A 17,708-nucleotide genomic window follows, 5' to 3' on the forward strand; every position below is an offset into this window, starting at 1 on the left:
GGATGCGCCTCCTTAGTTTTTACGAGTAAAAGTCTCGTTTACAATGCGGGATTGTTCTGTTTTATGAGCAGATGATACACCTTCAGCTGGACTTGAACGATACGTGCGTCCAATATAGCTAAGTTCAACCTCTTCAGGAAGAATCTCCAGAATACGAGACTCCATAAAAGTCCAAGCTCCCATGTTTTTAGGTTCTTCTTGCACCCATTTAACCTCTTTGAGATTCGGGAATTTTTGCAGAAGCTCACGAATCACACGACGAGGGAATGGATATAGCTCTTCCACTCTTGCAATATGAATCCAGCTTGTATCTTCATCTTGGTTTTTCGCTAAATGATCATTTAACTCTACACCAATTTTTCCACTGCATAGTACAACTCGCTCTACTTTTTCAACTTCTGATCCTGTTGTTGTATGCTCAAGTACTGGAAGGAATTCACCATCCGTGAACTCAGCTGGTTTTGATGAAGCAGCCTTGTTACGCAATAAGCTTTTAGGCGTCATGATAATTAAAGGTCTTACAGCATTCTTTTGGAGAATGGCAGCTTGACGACGCAAAATATGGAAGTATTGAGCTGCAGACGTACAGTTTGCAACAGTCCAGTTATTTTCCGCAGCCATTTGAAGGAAGCGCTCAAGTCTTGCACTTGAATGCTCTGGTCCCATCCCCTCATAACCATGAGGAAGGAGTAAAACAAGTCCAGATTTTTGGCCCCATTTAGCGCGAGCCGCAGATACCCACTGGTCAAGCATCACTTGTGCTCCATTACTAAAGTCACCAAATTGAGCTTCCCAAAGCACGAGTGTTTCTGGTGAAAAGACATTATAGCCATACTCGTACCCAACAGCTGCTTGCTCTGACAACGGTGAATTATAAATGGAGAACGATGCAGCTCCGTCTTCAAATTCATGAAGTGGTGTAATTGTTTTATTTGTTTCTCGATCATGCAACACCGCATGTCTATGAGCAAACGTTCCACGCTCAGTATCCTGACCAGTTAAACGAATTGGTGTACCGTCCGCTAGAATGGTTGCAAACGCTAAATACTCACCTAAGCCCCAATCAAGCGCACCATTTTCTTTAAAAGCATCCAATCTACGATGTAAAATCTTTTCAAGCTTTTGATTTGGTTTAAATCCATCTGGCCACTGCAAAAGCTGTTCATTAATTGACTCTAAACGTTCTCTTTCCACTTGCGTTTTCACTTTTGGCAAGCCGTTTACAATAAAACCTGGAGGACTAAGCTCTTGCTTGTTCTCAGATTTCTTATTGGAAATGGAATCGTATTCCTCTTGCAAAAGATTTGCTTGCTCTTCATCTAGTTGTTTGCCATAATTGGCTTTTACCGTCCCGGCTTCTTCAAGCTGACGAGCATATAGTTCACGTACAGTTGGATGCTTACGAATTTCATCGTATAGTACCGGCTGAGTGACAGCTGGTTCATCCCCTTCATTGTGGCCATATCGACGATAACCAATTAAATCAATTAAGAAGTCTTTTTTGAAGCGCTTGCGGTATTCAACCGCTAATTTCGTTACTTTTACACAGGCCTCTGCATCGTCTGCATTTACATGAACTATTGGAATTTCGAATCCTTTTGCAGGATCACTTGCATATGTAGTTGAACGTGAATCAAATATTTCAGTTGTGTACCCAATGTTATTGTTGGCAATCACATGCAGACTTCCACCGATTTGATAACCATTTAAACGACTTAAGTTTAATGTCTCTGTTACAACACCTTGGCCAGGAAATGCAGCATCTCCATGAATTAAAATCGCCAAAGCTTTGCTAACGTCTTGTTGAGGTTGACCTTTTTCTGAGCGATCTTCTTGTGCTGCACGAGCGTAGCCTTCTACAATCGGGCTAACAAATTCTAGATGACTCGGATTATTTGCAAGGGTAACTCTAGCAGAATGTTGTTCTTTTTCAATGATTCGATTTTCACCCAAGTGATACTTTACATCACCTGTCCAACCGTCATTGTATTCTTCTCCGCCTTCTGTAGGAGCTGTGTTCTCCTTAGGTGCTTGCAGGAACTCTGAGAAAATGCGATTGTAAGGCTTTCCAAGTGTGTGAGCCAATACATTTAATCTTCCTCTGTGAGCCATACCAATCATTACATTTTTTGTCCCTTTACTCATAGACAAATCAATTGATTCATCAAGCATTGGAACAAGCGTATCTAATCCTTCTATTGAAAATCGTTTTTGACCTACAAACGTACGGTGAATAAATTTTTCAAATCCTTCTACTTCCGTTAAACGTTTTAATAGATCTTTCTTTTTATCAGTAGTCAGATCCTCAAAAAAGTCACCCGACTCAACAGCATTTCGTAACCATATTCTTTCTTCTTCATCTTGAACATGCTCAAATTCAAACGCCGTTGTTTTTGTGTAGCGTTTCTTAAGATGTTCAATTACATCAAAACCATTTCGCAAATGGGCTGGAGCATTGTTCATCAAAAGTCCTGCTGGGATATTTAGAAGGTCTTCCTTCGTTAATTGAAAACGCTCTAAACTAATAAATTCATCGCTTAGCTCTGAACGTAGAATTGGATTGATGTTAGAGACCAAATGACCTTTGGCCCGAATCATATCAGCAAGCTTAACTGCACTTACTACTTTCGTCATCATGTCCGGGTTGAGCGTATTTGTTGTTCCTTTTACTCCATCTGTGTCTATTTGAGTTGGAGGTGGACCCCATAATTCAAATTTCTCACGTAGATCAGGATCAACAGCATTCGCATCCTTTAAAAACTCATCATACAGTTCAATCACAACGCCAAGGTTGGGACCATGAAATCCTTGCCACGGCGCTTCTTGGTTATTCTCCTTGCTGGACATGTGATAATAACCCCCTAAGAAACTTTTCTACTCTCAATAGTTACCGTTAATTTTTGTAACGCTTACACAGATAGTTTACCACGATTCTGTCTTGCACTCAAAGGAATCTGGTGTTTTCACGAAAATTCGCTAAGAATCTTTCAACAACCATTAAAATTGTACGCCTTTTCATTGAGAAAATCTAGCATTTATTTGGCTTTTTCAGAAAAAAATGTAGTCTTTTAAAAGAATGATGTCGAACGTAAAAAATCCTCACTTACAGCTAAATTCTGTAGTTATAAATGATTAGGTGTTAAGCTCGCCAACTTCTTCTATTCTATTATACGTTAAAGGAACAAACCAAGTAAATCACTTGGTTAAATTCCAGCATAACTTTTTTCATTTTGGTAAAACTGAACCATAACTAAAGGAGGAATCCCTATGGAGAAAACAATTTGGACAACAGAATCAAATGTGCCCAGTTTGGTGATTGTTGATAACGTGAACGGTCGATATGCGATACGAAAGGCCGATACAAGCGGACAAGTGTTTACAAACGGTACTGAATTAAAACAGTGGATTGAGCAAAATTGGAATCCTTCGCTTTTCACTAATAACGCACAATATGATCAACTTTTAAAAGAGATTCAAGATGAACTTACTTCTTTTTGAACAAGAGAACATACCATCCACCTTCTCGAATGACAGGAGTACAGGAAACTTGTGTAAATCCAGTCTTTTTAGCATAAGACTGCAATTCCTTCTCATTCGGCACTGGATACATTTCTTCATGAGCGGACATAAAACTGTTAAAACCTGAGGCAAATCTTTGACCGTGCTTTGAACTGACAAGCGGAGACATGATGAACAAATGACCTTTCTTACTAAGAAGCTTTGACGCTCTCTTAAACAGTTTTAGGCGGTCCTGATATGAAAAATAGTAGAATAAATTATTCATCATAACTAAGTCATACTGATTCTGATCAATGTAGTTCATGAAGTCAGCATGAATAACTGTGATATCTGTTCCCTTCGCCTGTTGAGCCGCTTCTTTTTGCACTTTAGCGTCCGCTTCAATCCCTGTTAACTGCACATGAGGAAATTTTTGATGTAAACGATGCAAATATCCTCCATGTCCACACCCTACATCTAACACTCGTTTCACTTTTTCTTTTTTCACAACAGAGGTCATTTTAGGGAACATTACGGATTCAAGGAGGCCTGATGTTTCTGCAACGGTGTGTCCTATATCCTCTTCTAACAGAGATACTTCATCGCCCTTCATTAAATGCCGATAAGAAAGCATTGTTGGTATATGTAGTTCCATCATTTCTTTTAGAAGGATCCCAACTGATTGATGACTCGTTTTTGACAAGTAAGTAACCATTCGTTTCTTTGATTGAATTTTCTTCCCTTGTTTTCCTTTTAAATAACCTAGTGCCAAGCCGACTTCAACCCAGCGCTCTAATAAATCCTCTTTATATGAATATCTCTCTGCGATCAACTTTGCTGTAACAGGTTTCTCAAATGCCTTAAATAAATCAAGACTATATCCTAAATGAGCATGCCAAGCTTGTAGAAACGGTTCATTTTTCTTCATCCATTTACGTGCTTGCCATAATCTTTGGTATTCTGCTATCACATTTCTCTCCCCCATCACAATTAACTTAGCATCTTGTGCTTAATGTTACATTCCCATCCATTAGACAAATGAAACCGTCGCTGAATTGTCGCTTTCCTTCTATCAACTGAAACGATATAATGAGATTTCAAATTGACAATGAAGAATTCTAGAGGATGACTGTATATGAGAAAAATGTTGATGTTTTTGCTAGTGGGTTTTGTTGCCATTATTGCTCTGTTTGTGTATCTCTTTCAGTCTAACAATCAAGTCAGACAAATTACGTACAAAACGGTCATTGGACAACATCAAATCCCAGAGAAATTTGTACCCGTGTACCAAGAGGCAGCTGATGAATATGAGATTCCATGGGAGTTACTCGCCTCCGTACATCGCGTTGAAACCATTTTCTCTACGATGAAACCTATGGAAAGTCCTGTTGGTGCGCTTGGGCCTTTTCAATTTATGCCTAGAACGTGGGTAGGCTGGTCTCACCCTGGTGGTGACATTGGGGAGCTTGATGATGATGTTGATTTTACAGATCCAGAACTAATCGAGGAACATAACGGGTATGGAATGGATGTATCAGGAAAAGGAGAAGCTGACCCTTTTAACATAGAAGACTCAGCCTATGCCGCAGCTGCATTTCTATCTGATCATGGGGCATCTGATGGGGATTTAGAAGGTGCATTATTTTCTTATAATAGAAGTGAAGAGTATGTAGAAGAAGTTATGGGATATTATCATGCGTATCAAGAAAACTATGAGTTAATTACTCTCCCGCTAGATCAGGATTGATTTGTATAAACGGGTTGTTCCGTTTGCTCTTCTACTTCTACAGGTTCGATATATGAAGGTTCATGTTTTAATTGCATCTGTTTCCCCTCGGACTTTGTCTGACCTAGGTCTGGTAAGCTACAGCCCATTAAAAGAAATAACCAAATGAACAAACTAACGTATCGAAATTGTCTCAATGAAACCACTCTTTCTTTCGCGTTTTAATATGAGCTCTATACCTTTAATTTTATCACTCTTTTAACGTCATGCATATCATTCGATAACCGTAGTAACTCATGATATGCTTGATATGCATGACACATTTATGAGAGGGAGCTGAATGAAATGGAATTTGTAACGTTAAACAACGGTTTAAAGATGCCTCAACTTGGATTTGGAGTTTGGCAGGTTCCTGATGAAGAAGCAACACCTGCTGTAAAAAAAGCACTTGAAGTTGGCTATCGCTCCATTGATACGGCCATGATCTATAAGAATGAAAAAGGTGTAGGAAAAGCTCTCAAAGATACGTCGATTGATCGATCTGATTTGTTTATTACAACAAAAGTATGGAATGGTGATCAGGGTTATGATTCAACTATTAAAGCGTTTAATGAAAGTTTAGAGCGCCTTGGTTTAGATTATGTTGATTTGTACCTTATCCACTGGCCTACTCCAATGTATGATACGTATGTTGATACATACAAAGCAATGGAAACGCTCTATAAAGAAGGCAAAGTAAAAGCCATTGGAGTATGTAACTTTGAAGTAGAGCATCTGCAAAGATTGCTTGACGAGTGCGAGGTCGTACCAGTACTAAACCAGATTGAGTGTCATCCTTATTTAGTTCAAGATGAACTTAAAGAGTTCTGTGCTAAACATAACATCTTTGTAGAAGCATGGAGTCCGCTTATGCAGGGTGGAGAGGTTTTAACGAACGATAAAGTCGTTGAGATTGCGAAAGCTCACGATAAAACGCCTGCTCAAGTTGTATTGCGTTGGCACTTACAAAATAACACAATTGTGATTCCTAAGTCGGTCACTCCTTCAAGAATTGAAGAGAATTTTGATGTTTTTGATTTTGAACTATCTGAGGATGAAATGAAAACCATTCACTCTCTTAACCAAAATAGCAGAAATGGATCCCATCCAAACGACATGGATAAACGTTAACTTAACTTACGACTCAAAGCTCTTGCTTTGGGTCGTCTTTTCTTTTTTCTCTAATTAGTTGCTTTTGATAATGAATATCATTATTATATAGAGGGTATACTAAATGATTGATAAGAAACGTGGAGGTTTATAAACGATGAGAAATATACATAAAGTAAAGAAATCAACATACATGCTAGCATTAGCTAGTGCAAGTATTCTAGCATTGTCAGCGTGCGGCTCTGATTCTGAGGACGAATCAACTGATTCCACTGGCACTACTGACTCAGCAAACGTCATGACGGATGCAATGGGTCATGACGTAAACATTCCAGAAAATCCAGAGCGTGTTCTTGGAACGTATTTAGAGGATTATCTTGTTACGCTTGGAGTAACACCTGTTGCCCAGTGGTCTACACCAAACGGCACACAAGTGTATCTTGAAGATCAATTGGAAGGCGTACCTCCTATTTCTTCTGAATTACCACTAGAAGAAGTAACAAGTATAGATCCTGACTTTATTTTAATTAATGATGAAACGCAAATTGAATCTGGGTTATATGAGCAATACAATTCCATAGCGCCAACCTTTGTGTTAGGAGACGAAGTCACAAATGATTGGCGTAAAACACTAACTGAGCTGGGGAACATTCTCGGAAAGTCGGAAGAGGCGGAACAAGCCTTAGCTGATTACGATACCCTTGTTGAAGATTCAAAAGATGCCATTCAGCAGTCGATTGGTGATGAGAAAGTAGCGGCCATTTGGTATGTAGCAGATACGTATTACACCGTTTCTCCTACACAATCAAGCGGGGCGACATTATTTGAAGACTTGGAGCTTGAACCAGCTAATGTGATTGCGGACTTGCCAGATGACAACATTGCACAATGGAATCCAGTAACGCTTGAATCTCTAGCAGAATTAGACGCGGATCATCTCATCTTTATAAATAGTTCTGAGGAAGCAGCTGATGACTTATTAGATGATCCAGTATGGGCAAACGTGCCCGCCGTCTCAAAAGGTCAGGTTTATCCTGAAGATAGAGAATCTTCATGGTTGTACAATGGTTTGCAAGCTCATACACAAACGATTGAGTCTGCAAAAGAGCTTTTGACAAAGTAGTAAAAGGAAACAGCAAAAATATAAATAATAAGGCTAGTGATTCTATACTAAAGATCACTAGCCTTTTTTTGTAAGATCATTGGGACTACCTTAACATCGCAATAATCGGAATGGAGAGAGCCATGATAGGAACGAGCACCCAATACCATTGGCTTGATTTTTCTTCTACGTATCCAGTTGTCTGTAGTTCTTCCACTTCTTTTCTTAGTTCATCAATTTCACGTTGCATTTGTACAAGTCTTTCCTCATTGTCAGCCATTTTCAGCCTCCTCGATGATTCTTTTACTTTAGTATAGCTTCCATTATTTACATCTACAACACTATACGAAAAAAAGCCTGCTCAAGTTTCACTAGAGCAGACTTCATCATTAAATAGCAATTTCCATTTGTACCTTATCTCCAAACTGATAATGAAGTAACTGGAAATCCTCAATCGTAAAATCATAAAAAGACGTGACGTCAGGATTTATAACGAGCTCTGGTGCTTGGAATGCCTCCCGACTCACTTGCTGCTGTAACGGCTCCGTATGTCGCTCGTAAATATGAGCATCACCAATATGAAAATGATACTCGCCAAGCTCATACCCAGTTACTTGAGCGATCATTCGCTGGAGCACGTTATATTGAAAGACATTAAATGGATTACCAAGACCCATATCATTAGAGCGGCATCGTACTTCAAGGTGGAGCTTGTTCCCTTTCACGTGCCACTGCGTTTCATATACACATGGCGTCAGAGACATTTCATCCAGTTCATCAGGGTTCCAGAGCATCGTTATATGTCTTCGTGATGAAGGGTTTGACTTAAGCTCTTGTATTAAGTAATCCACTTGATCAAGTAAGATTGTTTCTCCTTCAATGGTTTCATGTCTAGGATCCAGAAGGGCTACGTCCACGTTTTTAACTTGATATGTGCGATTTCTTTTCCCTAACTGATATCCGTATGCTTTCCCTATCGTCCCGTCCTCTTGCTCCCATTCATTCCAGATCTGTACATTCATTTGACGTAGCTCTTCTACGTTATTTGATTTCTTTTGCCAAATCCAAAGAAGTTCGCGTATCGCTGTTTTCCAAGCCACTTTTTTTGTTGTTAGAATTGGGACCTCTTTATTTGAAAAATGCATGGACTGTGCCACAATGGATTTCGTATAGGCCGGCTCCCCGTCCTTCCAAACCGTTCGTACGTGTTCTCCTTGATTGCTATATCCATCAGTTATAATTTTGTTAATGATTTGTTTATACTGTACATCTGCTTCGCTCATTGCCCTCACTCCTAAATTGCTGTTCAATCCTTATATGGGTCAAACTCATTCGCTCCTGCCATGCACACGCCAATTGGACGTAACACATGCTTCACATCAATTGTTTCCTGGTGAGCTTTTAGCACACTTCTAAGCTTTTTATATACAAACGGACTTTCATCCGTCCCACCACCACGTAATTCAACACCATATTCACTTATGGCATCATTCATTTGTTTTGGAGAAATCTCTCCACCCTTGCGTTGTTTTGTTTTCCAATTCATTTTGCCAGCTGCTTGCGTTCGGCTCATAATACGTCCGGCTCCGTGAACCGTACTAAAGTAAGCCGCTTGGTTTTCCTCAGAGTCCTTACCTTGAATAATAACCGACTCATCACCCATGCTACCACCAATAAAACCCCACTGACCTGGTGCGTTGGGAGTAGCTCCCTTTCTGACAACCACGACTTCTTTGTTATCGTGAACTTCTCTCCAAGCAAAGTTGTGATGATTGTGGACGGTGAACGTTGCATGTGCCTTAATGATTCCAAGCACCTTATCAATCACATAGTCTCTTCCTGCGTAAGCATAACGTCCAGCCAAGGTCATTGCATTAAGATACATCTGTCCAACATCAGAATGGATATCAAACAAAGTCGGAACGTCCTCCATCTTTTCGCCGCCAACTTTGTCATGAAACGCTTTTCCTTTTGCTAAATTTAAGAATCCACTTGCTGTTTTATGACCAAACCCACGACTACCAAAGTGATTGGCAATCCAAATGTCACCTGTTTTCTCTTCCACAAACAAATCAACAAAGTGATTACCACTTCCCACTGTTCCTAGCTGTTTTCTAGCAAGTTCCTTAAACGTATGTTTTGTTTGATGATCAATCTCGTCAAAGACATCCCACGCTGGATCATCAAATACGTCATGATCAACAGGCTCCTGATTCACTCTGCCAATTCCAAACGAGATGGTACGTGCGATTTCATCCATAATTTTAGGGATGTGCCGTTTGATCTCTTTGTATGTACAATTTGTACGAACCGCTTTGTTGCCACAAGCAATATCATACCCTACTCCTGAAGGGGATATTTGACCATCGTACACCATGACTCCACCTACAGGCTGACTATATCCCTTGTGATGATCGGCCATTAATAAACTTTGTACAACATTCCCGTGACTCGCACAAAGAACCGCTTGTTCAACCGCGCTATCTAATGGGCGCCCCCAGACTCGGACGGATTTTATCTCTTGATACATACGTTCACCTCTATCTAATCTTTTACATATCATACGTTTTTTTAAGAAGAAGATAAAGAGGATCTCACAAAAAAATCCAGCAGCAGCCACAATGTGCCTTTGCTGGATTTAAGCTCTTATCGATTCGTAATTGTTTCTGGATACAAATCATGATTCATCATACGGTAGTTTGCCATCTCTTCAAACTTAGTTCCAGGCTTACCATAATTACAATATGGATCAATACTAATCCCACCACGTGGGGTAAATTTACCCCATACCTCAATGTAACGCGGATCCATTAGCTCTATCAGATCGTTCATGATTTTGTTCATGCAGTCCTCATGGAAATCTCCGTGATTTCTAAAGCTAAATAAATACAGCTTTAACGATTTACTTTCTACCATTTTCACATCTGGTACATAACTAATGTAGATTGCTGCGAAATCAGGCTGACCCGTAATGGGGCATAGAGAAGTAAATTCAGGGCAGTTAAATTTCACAAAGTAGTCTCGATTTGGGTGTTGGTTTTCAAAGACTTCAAGGATCCCTGGATTGTATTCTACCTCATATTTTGTGCCTTGGTTCCCAAGTAATGTGACACCTTCAAGCTCTTCCTTTTGTCGTCCACTCATTTTAAACTCTCCTTATACGCCTCGTTTATTACCCCAAACCAAAGTATGGAGCTGAGGTAATACTCGAGCATTGTTCATCGATGTTGCTGCAACGGCTTTGTCAATTAGCCATTCGTATCTAGTTAATAGATCTGATATTAATGCTTGATCGTTTGTTGTTGATGCGTCTGGGTTCCCGACTTGTAAATAAAACGGAATATCCGGATAACGCGTATGAACATCTTCTGCATATGCAAAATCGACATCATCAAAAACAACAACCTTTAAGCTTGCCTGCTCTTTTGTAAGATGCTTAAAAAAGACATCTAATTTCTCAAAGTCTGTTTCCATTCCTGAGCTAGGTGGTTTAGGGGAGATGGTTACATCAGTAATCTGTGTTAACCAATCCTGCCAGATCGTCCCTTGCGTTTCAATAGCTGTTTCCAGCCCTAGTTCAGTAAGTTGAGTAACAAGCTCACCAATACCTTTATGCAGAGCAGGGTTTCCCCCAGAAATCGTAACGTGAGAGAATTGCTCTCCCCCGATTTCTTTTAATTTCGAAATAATATCTTCTGCTGTCATTGATGTGCTTTTGCCTGTTCCATCCCACGTAAAGCTTGAATCACACCATGAACATTTATAATCACAGCCACCTGTTCGCACAAACATCGTTTTCTTGCCAATAACCATGCCTTCACCTTGAATGGTTGGTCCAAAAATCTCCATTACCGGTATCTTACGCATGGAAATCACCTTGCTTCGGTCGAAAAACAACATAGCTTGTTGGCGTTTCTCGTACAACTACTTGCAAACAAACCGGTTTATTCGCTAGTGTATTTAGTTCAGCTTGAACGGCCTGCCCTATCTGACGAGAAACCTCCTCCGTCGTAGGTGGGCGATGACTAAATTCTGAGTGCTGGTTTAATAATGTATGATCATAGCGTTTATGAACAATTTGTTTTAAACGTTTAAAATCCACTAAAAAACCTAGCTCGTCTAGCTCGTCCCCTGCAATAGTTATATTAATAAAATACGTATGACCATGCATGTTTTGGCAGTTTCCCGCTCTTTCGTCGTCAATATAATGAGCAGCCGCCAAATGCATATCCTTATTTAATTCAAATGAATACGAATGCGGCACCTGCGGATAAAATTGCTGTAGCATTACACTTGCCCCCCTTTCTTAGAAAGATAAGCATCTAAGCCATTCTTTCTGAGGATACAAGAAGGACACTCGCCACAACCATCACCGCGTACGCCATGATAACAAGTTAATGTTTTTTCACGAACAAAAGAAAGCGCGCCTAGTTCATCCGCTAGCTCCCATGTTTGTTCCTTATTCAGCCACATTAAAGGTGTATGGATAACAAATTGTTCATCCATCGCTAAATTTAGTGTGACATTTAATGATTTAATAAATACATCACGACAATCCGGATACCCGCTAAAGTCTGTTTCACAAACTCCGGTAATCAGATGTCGTGCACCCATTTCACGAGCATACACAGCTGCAAACGATAAGAATAAGTGATTACGCCCCGCAACAAAGGTTGACGGTAGCTCTCCTTCTTCCCCATCTTTCACATCGATGTCATCACGCGTTAAGGCATTTGCAGACAATTGATTAATGAGTGTCATATCTAATACATGCAAAGATACGCCTAACTCGTCCGCAATTTCTTTTGCACACTCAATTTCAGCCGAATGTCTTTGACCATAATCGAAGGTTACGGTATAGACTTCTTTAAATTCTTTTAATGCCCAAAATAAACATGTTGTACTGTCTTGTCCACCGCTAAACACCACAACGGCTTTTTCGTCTTTCATCATACACTCTTAACTCCTTTTTTAAGGAAAAAGAGCGTTCGTAACCCCAAACACAGGAAAAAAAACTGGTCCAGTTCAAAACAGAACACAGCTTACTGTTAGTTTTTTATAGAGGGAGTTTGCGAACCTCTTATACCTATTCAATCCGTTAGTCTTAGTGTAACATAACTGTTCGCAGTCAGCTATTCTTTTCACTTTGCGTAAAAGTTGGTAATATAGGAGAGAATAGAAATTCAGTTTGCTTAATTTGAGGAGGCTTTTTATGTCTTTTGTTGAACAAGTAGAAAAATATGCAGAGCTCGCTGTAAAAGTTGGAGTGAACATTCAACCAGGTCAAACACTGGTTATTCGCACACCCCTTTTTGCCGCAGAATTTGTTCGTGTAGTAGCTAAAAAAGCGTACGAAGCTGGAGCAGGTCATGTAGAAGTAGAATGGTCTGACGAAGAAATATCAAAGCTAAAGTATCACCTTGCACCTGACGAATCTTTTCATACATATCCAGAGTGGCGTGCAAAAGGGTTAGAAGAGGAAGCTGAAAAAGGTTCTGCCTTCTTAAGCATTACTGGATCTGATCCTGATTTACTAAAGGGTGTGGATCCTACTCGCATTGCCAATGCTAACAAAGCAGCTGGAGCCGCATTAAATGGATTTAGACGCTACATCACTTCTGACAAGGTTAGCTGGTCAATCGTTGCAGTGCCGTCTGTAGGTTGGGCTGAAACGGTTTTCCCTGAAGAAAAAGGGGAAAAAGCGGTTGAAAAGCTTTGGAATGCAATCTTCGCCGCAACAAGAATTGACCAAGCAAACCCTGTAGCAGCATGGAAAGAACACCTTGCTACATTGGATGAAAAGATGGACATCTTAAATCAACAGCATTTCCACGCACTTCATTACACAGCAGAAGGAACAGACTTAACAATTGAATTACCAGAAACACATCTATGGGTATCTGGAGGCAGTATTAGCAAAAGTGGCGTAGACTTTGTTGCAAACATGCCGACGGAAGAAGTCTTTACAGCTGCAAAGAAAACGGGTGTAAATGGCCATGTAACAAGCACTAAGCCATTAAGCTATGGTGGCTCACTGATTGAGAACTTCACTCTTACTTTTGAAGAAGGTAAAATTACTAAAGCCACGGCAGAAAAAGGTCAAGAAACATTAGAACGATTACTTGAGAATGATGAAAACTCTCGCTATATTGGTGAGGTTGCACTTGTTCCACACAAATCACCGATCTCTGATACAAACATCATCTTCTTTAATACACTATTCGATGAGAATGCATCAAACCACTTAGCGATTGGAAGTGCTTATGCCTTTAATATTGAAGGTGGTAAAGAAATGACAAATGAAGAGCTTGAAGCAAACGGAATCAATACAAGTCAAACCCATGTTGACTTCATGGTCGGTTCTGCTTCAATGGACATAGATGGTATTCAAAAAGATGGCAGCCGTGTTCCTGTATTCCGTAACGGAAACTGGGCGATCTAATCAAACAAAAAAAGCACCTATAGTAGGTGCTTTTTTTTTATGGCTCTAGTCTTTCTCCTCTTCTAAATTCTTGGAATCTCTTTGTTTCATGTACAACAACCCCAGATAAGAAGATCAAACCAATTAAGTTTGGAATAGCCATTAATGCATTAAAAATATCAGCAATGTTCCAAACAATCTCAAGATGAGAGACAGCTCCGACAAAGACGACTAGTACATAAATGGTACGATAGATGTACGCATTTCGATCGCCGAACAAGTAGCCAAAACACTTTTCTCCGTAGTAAGACCAGCCAAGAACGGTTGTGTAGGCAAAAAAGATAATACCTATTGTTACGATCAAACCGCCGTATCCCGGTAAGAAGGATTCAAATGCTGCTCCTGTTAAAATGTCTTGGTTTGTGTCTCCAAGACCAAACTGCATAATACTCATTACAATGACTAAACCAGTGATCGTACATACAATCATTGTATCTAAAAACGTTCCAGTCATGGATACTAATGCTTGACGACCAGGATAATCTGTTTTAGCAGCCGCTGCTGCAATCGGTGCAGATCCTAGTCCAGCCTCATTCGAGAATACCCCTCTGGCAACTCCATATCGAATCGCTGTACCAATCGCTCCACCCGCTACGGATTCCCCAGTAAAGGCAGCCTTAAAAATCATCGCAAACGCTTCAGGTACTAGATTAATATTTAAAAGAATAATAATTAAGCCGCCAACTATGTAAAAAATGGCCATAAACGGTACAATAACAGAAGCAAATTTACCTATACTTTTTATTCCACCAAGCAAGACTAAACCAGTTAGAACAGCAAGTGCCACTCCTGTAATCCAAGGTGTTATACCAAAATTGGAACTAAGAGCTCCAGCTACTGTATTAACCTGCGTCATATTACCGATCCCAAATGAAGCTAGAAAGCCAAATAATGCAAATAGTACAGCCAACCATTTCCAGCCTAAACCTTTTTCTATGTAATACATCGGACCACCGGATATCTCACCTTTTTCGTTGACTACCCGATATTTTACTGCAAGAATTGCTTCTGCATATTTCGTTGCCATTCCGAAGAAAGCTGCGGCCCACATCCAAAAGATTGCGCCAACCCCTCCGAGTAGGACGGCCGAAGCGACCCCAGCCATGTTACCAATCCCAAGTGTAGCTGCCATTGCAGTCATTAGTGATTGGAAATGAGAGATATCTCCCTCTTCTTCACTATTTTTATCTGATTTTGTAAAAACAAGCTTTAACGCATAAGGTAATTGAAAAACCTGTAAAAGTCCTAATCTCACCGTAAGGAGAACACCAGTTCCCACAATTAAAATAAGAGTGGCAGGACCCCAAACAATGTCACCTATTGCACCTACTAAATTACTGAACCAGTCCATCCAATTCTCCTCTCGTCACTAAACTGTAACATCTATAAGACTAAATTCTACGTATTTCGTACCTCCCCGTCAATCTATTTGTTAAATTATTCGACAAGAAACCTCAATCTCCTTTTAAAAATTGAGAAAAAATCAAATTTTTGGATAGAAATCTTAAAAAGAAACTTTATCTTTCATAAAAAAAGACTAGTGATTCTATTTAAGAATCACTAGTCTAGTTTGTGTTAATGAATAACCTTAAATGATTTTTCTGATTTCAATTCATTCAGTTGTTGTTGATGGACTTGATTAACTTTAGCAAATCGATTTCCTGTTTTGATCGATTTTAAGAAAGAATCAATTTGTTGTTCATCCCCTTCAACCTCAGCTTCAACCGAACCGTTTGATTTGTTCTTTACCCATCCAACTAGGTCATACTCAATTGCCTGCTGCTGAGTAAAGAAACGAAAACCCACGCCTTGAACCTTCCCTTCAATGTTTAAATGATATCGTTGAATCATATAGCACACTCCTCGTTCCTTTTGTATGTCCGCTTAGACATCTTTTTAAACATCTTTTTAAACATCTTTTTTCTTTAAAAGGTGAAGCGAATTTTCAATATTAACCTGCCCGATTGATCCTACATGTGAGGTTGAAGCCCCATCAATCAGTAGTCTTTTAATTATAGCAGGTGTGAGTTGATTATTGGCTTGTAGAAACAGGGCACAAACACCTGCACAATATGGAGTGGACATCGAGGTTCCAGACATTCTCGTGTAGTACTTTCCCACTCGATGTGCTTTTTGTGATCGATCAATAGAAGAGCCTGGCACTCTTAAAGATACAAGATCAACACCTGGTGCAAGTAAGTCAGGTTTTGGTTTTCCATATATCGTAGGGCCTCTACTTGAAAAGGATGCTGTATTTGATTCTTTCTGTTCGAAGTAATGAGTTGAGTCCATTGCACCTACCGTAATAATTTGTTCACTAACTCCTGGACTTGAGATAGTATAAGGATCGGGTCCACTATTACCTGCAGCTGTTACAACAGTCATTCCGGCTCTCCATGCTTCCTCTACAATCTTTACAATTGGATCATCAAGTTCTGTCTGATATTTTGTTGCATGAATACCTAGAGAAATCGATAGAATATGAATCGGTCTATTTGGATTTTCTCGGTTGTAGTTAATACACCATTCAATCCCTTGAATAATTGTTTCAATTGTTCCAGTTCCCTTATGATCGAGCACCTTCACTCCAATAATATTAGCCTCAGGAGCAACACCCCGATAATCCCCATAAGAGTGGTGTCCGTTACCAGCTGCGATACCTGCACAATGTGTACCATGACCATTGTCATCATAAGCTTCCGTTCGGTGATTAATGAAATCAACAAAGCCACTGATTCTACCTTTTAAGTCATCATGTTTAAATACTCCCGTGTCTACAATTGCTATGGTTACACCTTTACCTGTAAATGTGTGCTGTGGATGCTTATAGGACACACTTGACTTGGTATACACTTCACTTTTGGGAAGGGCTATAATTTTTCTATTTAAGTAAACTTTTTTAATAGTAGAGAAAACCGATAACAGTTCGTACAAACGATCTGGGGTAACATCAGCACTATAACAGAAAATACTAGAAAATCGATTTCGGACAGAACATTTGTTGTGAGCTGATAACAAATGGTCCATGACAATTACTTGAGATAAAAAGTTCGTTTTCTCGAATTCGATAATAACGGATAATTTCTGATGATGCCACATTGTTTTATCAATTGAAGAATGAACAAAACGTGGTGTGAGTCGTAAGGGTTTATAAAGCCTGAGTATTTTGTCTCGTAATGGTTTATCCAGTTTGTTTGAATAACACCTTACTAGTCTAACCAATGAATAATGAAACATAAAATCCCCCCATCCCTTTTCACCCCTCACTACAAGTTATGAACACTTGGAAGATTCGATCGGATGATTGTCCACATAAAAAGATAAAGGGCTTTTAAAAAAATAAAATGTAAGGGTTTTCAAAAACGGAACTATAGGGTATACTACAAATATCACAAAATAGACACAACTTAGACACGGAACGTTCATATATTAGCTATAACCAATTTGCTTAGGAGTTGATGACGATGGGTATCTTTTTCTTCTACATGTTTGTTGCTAGTGCTACTCCTTTATTTCTATGGCTTGAGTATCGCAAACTTGCTATTGCAAGTATTCCAGGAATCTTTGCATTGTGGATTCTCGGAGCGATCTATATAATCAATCCAACATGGTGGATTGAAGCTTGGTTTATCTTTACGTTTTCAGTTAACGTTGTATTAGCTCACTATGCTGCGATTGTGCTTTACGGGATGCCATTCATTAAAGCAAAACGTCTTGAGCGTCAGCCAAAACGACTTGTATAATTAAACAAC

Annotated in this window: 19 protein-coding genes and 1 riboswitch; of the genes, 6 read left to right on the forward strand and 13 right to left on the reverse strand. The window is 39.6% G+C overall.

What is annotated here, in order from left to right; genetic code table 11:
- Positions 1–12 precede the first annotated feature (12 nt).
- Complete coding sequence (locus tag NSQ54_10750) at positions 13–2,847, reverse strand: 2-oxoglutarate dehydrogenase E1 component (GenBank protein WYP24817.1); 2,835 nt, start codon at positions 2,845–2,847, stop codon at positions 13–15.
- A 420-nt stretch (positions 2,848–3,267) separates the two neighbouring features.
- Between NSQ54_10750 and NSQ54_10755 the strand changes: the two genes are divergently transcribed.
- Positions 3,268–3,498, forward strand: a complete 231-nt coding sequence (locus NSQ54_10755; GenBank protein WYP24818.1) for a hypothetical protein — start codon at positions 3,268–3,270, stop codon at positions 3,496–3,498.
- Here NSQ54_10755 and NSQ54_10760 read toward each other — a convergent pair.
- Entirely contained in the window at positions 3,485–4,468 is a 984-nt protein-coding gene (locus tag NSQ54_10760; protein ID WYP24819.1) for a class I SAM-dependent methyltransferase, read from the reverse strand. The genes NSQ54_10755 and NSQ54_10760 overlap by 14 nt on opposite strands.
- A 165-nt stretch (positions 4,469–4,633) precedes the next feature.
- Between NSQ54_10760 and NSQ54_10765 the strand changes: the two genes are divergently transcribed.
- Complete coding sequence (locus tag NSQ54_10765; protein ID WYP24820.1) at positions 4,634–5,245, forward strand: lytic transglycosylase domain-containing protein; 612 nt, start codon at positions 4,634–4,636, stop codon at positions 5,243–5,245.
- On the opposite strand, the gene NSQ54_10770 is transcribed toward NSQ54_10765, so the two are convergent.
- Positions 5,236–5,421: a hypothetical protein gene (locus tag NSQ54_10770; GenBank protein WYP24821.1), complete on the reverse strand. Its 186-nt coding sequence runs from the start codon at positions 5,419–5,421 to the stop codon at positions 5,236–5,238. The genes NSQ54_10765 and NSQ54_10770 overlap by 10 nt on opposite strands.
- Positions 5,422–5,569: 148 nt before the next feature.
- Here NSQ54_10770 and NSQ54_10775 point away from each other — a divergent pair, with 148 nt between their 5' ends.
- Positions 5,570–6,394 carry an aldo/keto reductase gene (locus tag NSQ54_10775; protein WYP24822.1) on the forward strand — a complete coding sequence of 275 codons (825 nt, stop codon included), beginning with the start codon at positions 5,570–5,572 and terminating at the stop codon, positions 6,392–6,394.
- A 136-nt stretch (positions 6,395–6,530) separates the two neighbouring features.
- The gene (locus NSQ54_10780) at positions 6,531–7,496 is read left to right on the forward strand and encodes an ABC transporter substrate-binding protein (GenBank protein ID WYP24823.1); all 966 of its coding nucleotides are present in this window, start codon (positions 6,531–6,533) and stop codon (positions 7,494–7,496) included.
- Positions 7,497–7,581: 85 nt separating this feature from the next.
- Here NSQ54_10780 and NSQ54_10785 read toward each other — a convergent pair whose 3' ends face one another.
- From NSQ54_10785 to queC, 7 genes are all read right to left on the reverse strand, one after another.
- Positions 7,582–7,755, reverse strand: a complete 174-nt coding sequence (locus tag NSQ54_10785) for a hypothetical protein (GenBank protein ID WYP24824.1) — start codon at positions 7,753–7,755, stop codon at positions 7,582–7,584.
- A 109-nt stretch (positions 7,756–7,864) separates the two neighbouring features.
- The gene (thyA, locus tag NSQ54_10790; GenBank protein WYP24825.1) at positions 7,865–8,758 is read right to left on the reverse strand and encodes a thymidylate synthase; all 894 of its coding nucleotides are present in this window, start codon (positions 8,756–8,758) and stop codon (positions 7,865–7,867) included.
- Between the two features lie 23 nt (positions 8,759–8,781).
- Complete coding sequence (locus NSQ54_10795; protein ID WYP24826.1) at positions 8,782–10,005, reverse strand: RtcB family protein; 1,224 nt, start codon at positions 10,003–10,005, stop codon at positions 8,782–8,784.
- A gap of 116 nt (positions 10,006–10,121) precedes the next feature.
- Positions 10,122–10,619, reverse strand: a complete 498-nt coding sequence (queF, locus tag NSQ54_10800) for a preQ(1) synthase (protein WYP24827.1) — start codon at positions 10,617–10,619, stop codon at positions 10,122–10,124.
- 12 nt (positions 10,620–10,631) lie between these two features.
- Positions 10,632–11,342: a 7-carboxy-7-deazaguanine synthase QueE gene (gene queE, locus NSQ54_10805; GenBank protein ID WYP24828.1), complete on the reverse strand. Its 711-nt coding sequence runs from the start codon at positions 11,340–11,342 to the stop codon at positions 10,632–10,634.
- The gene (queD, locus tag NSQ54_10810) at positions 11,335–11,763 is read right to left on the reverse strand and encodes a 6-carboxytetrahydropterin synthase QueD (protein ID WYP24829.1); all 429 of its coding nucleotides are present in this window, start codon (positions 11,761–11,763) and stop codon (positions 11,335–11,337) included. The genes queE and queD overlap by 8 nt, the downstream gene beginning before the upstream one ends.
- Positions 11,763–12,425 (reverse strand): 7-cyano-7-deazaguanine synthase QueC, encoded by a 663-nt coding sequence (gene queC, locus NSQ54_10815; GenBank protein WYP28537.1) that lies wholly within the window; start codon positions 12,423–12,425, stop codon positions 11,763–11,765. The genes queD and queC overlap by 1 nt, the downstream gene beginning before the upstream one ends.
- Positions 12,426–12,517: 92 nt before the next feature.
- Positions 12,518–12,561, reverse strand: a riboswitch (PreQ1 riboswitch).
- Between the two features lie 126 nt (positions 12,562–12,687).
- Here queC and NSQ54_10820 point away from each other — a divergent pair.
- Positions 12,688–13,917 (forward strand): aminopeptidase, encoded by a 1,230-nt coding sequence (locus NSQ54_10820; GenBank protein ID WYP24830.1) that lies wholly within the window; start codon positions 12,688–12,690, stop codon positions 13,915–13,917.
- Between the two features lie 37 nt (positions 13,918–13,954).
- Here NSQ54_10820 and NSQ54_10825 read toward each other — a convergent pair whose 3' ends face one another.
- From NSQ54_10825 to NSQ54_10835, 3 genes are all read right to left on the reverse strand, one after another.
- Positions 13,955–15,307: a sodium:alanine symporter family protein gene (locus tag NSQ54_10825; GenBank protein ID WYP24831.1), complete on the reverse strand. Its 1,353-nt coding sequence runs from the start codon at positions 15,305–15,307 to the stop codon at positions 13,955–13,957.
- Between the two features lie 224 nt (positions 15,308–15,531).
- Complete coding sequence (locus NSQ54_10830) at positions 15,532–15,807, reverse strand: acylphosphatase (protein ID WYP24832.1); 276 nt, start codon at positions 15,805–15,807, stop codon at positions 15,532–15,534.
- Positions 15,808–15,864: 57 nt separating this feature from the next.
- Positions 15,865–17,193: a S8 family peptidase gene (locus tag NSQ54_10835; protein WYP24833.1), complete on the reverse strand. Its 1,329-nt coding sequence runs from the start codon at positions 17,191–17,193 to the stop codon at positions 15,865–15,867.
- A gap of 227 nt (positions 17,194–17,420) precedes the next feature.
- Between NSQ54_10835 and NSQ54_10840 the strand changes: the two genes are divergently transcribed.
- Positions 17,421–17,699 carry a spore morphogenesis/germination protein YwcE gene (locus tag NSQ54_10840; GenBank protein WYP24834.1) on the forward strand — a complete coding sequence of 93 codons (279 nt, stop codon included), beginning with the start codon at positions 17,421–17,423 and terminating at the stop codon, positions 17,697–17,699.
- Positions 17,700–17,708 lie beyond the last annotated feature (9 nt).

It is taken from the genome of Alkalihalobacillus sp. FSL W8-0930 (assembly GCA_037965595.1).
Classification (GTDB): Bacteria; Bacillota; Bacilli; order Bacillales; family Bacillaceae_D; genus Alkalicoccobacillus.

Coding starts and splice junctions, on each gene's coding strand:
- NSQ54_10750 (WYP24817.1), bottom strand. CDS start 2,847: ATGTCCAGCAAGGAGAATAACCAAGAAGCGCCGTGGCAAGGATTTCAT.
- NSQ54_10755 (WYP24818.1), top strand. CDS start 3,268: ATGGAGAAAACAATTTGGACAACAGAATCAAATGTGCCCAGTTTGGTG.
- NSQ54_10765 (WYP24820.1), top strand. CDS start 4,634: ATGAGAAAAATGTTGATGTTTTTGCTAGTGGGTTTTGTTGCCATTATT.
- NSQ54_10775 (WYP24822.1), top strand. CDS start 5,570: ATGGAATTTGTAACGTTAAACAACGGTTTAAAGATGCCTCAACTTGGA.
- NSQ54_10780 (WYP24823.1), top strand. CDS start 6,531: ATGAGAAATATACATAAAGTAAAGAAATCAACATACATGCTAGCATTA.
- NSQ54_10785 (WYP24824.1), bottom strand. CDS start 7,755: ATGGCTGACAATGAGGAAAGACTTGTACAAATGCAACGTGAAATTGAT.
- thyA (WYP24825.1), bottom strand. CDS start 8,758: ATGAGCGAAGCAGATGTACAGTATAAACAAATCATTAACAAAATTATA.
- NSQ54_10795 (WYP24826.1), bottom strand. CDS start 10,005: ATGTATCAAGAGATAAAATCCGTCCGAGTCTGGGGGCGCCCATTAGAT.
- queF (WYP24827.1), bottom strand. CDS start 10,619: ATGAGTGGACGACAAAAGGAAGAGCTTGAAGGTGTCACATTACTTGGG.
- queE (WYP24828.1), bottom strand. CDS start 11,342: ATGCGTAAGATACCGGTAATGGAGATTTTTGGACCAACCATTCAAGGT.
- queD (WYP24829.1), bottom strand. CDS start 11,763: ATGCTACAGCAATTTTATCCGCAGGTGCCGCATTCGTATTCATTTGAA.
- queC (WYP28537.1), bottom strand. CDS start 12,425: ATGAAAGACGAAAAAGCCGTTGTGGTGTTTAGCGGTGGACAAGACAGT.
- NSQ54_10820 (WYP24830.1), top strand. CDS start 12,688: ATGTCTTTTGTTGAACAAGTAGAAAAATATGCAGAGCTCGCTGTAAAA.
- NSQ54_10825 (WYP24831.1), bottom strand. CDS start 15,307: ATGGACTGGTTCAGTAATTTAGTAGGTGCAATAGGTGACATTGTTTGG.
- NSQ54_10830 (WYP24832.1), bottom strand. CDS start 15,807: ATGATTCAACGATATCATTTAAACATTGAAGGGAAGGTTCAAGGCGTG.
- NSQ54_10835 (WYP24833.1), bottom strand. CDS start 17,193: ATGTTTCATTATTCATTGGTTAGACTAGTAAGGTGTTATTCAAACAAA.
- NSQ54_10840 (WYP24834.1), top strand. CDS start 17,421: ATGGGTATCTTTTTCTTCTACATGTTTGTTGCTAGTGCTACTCCTTTA.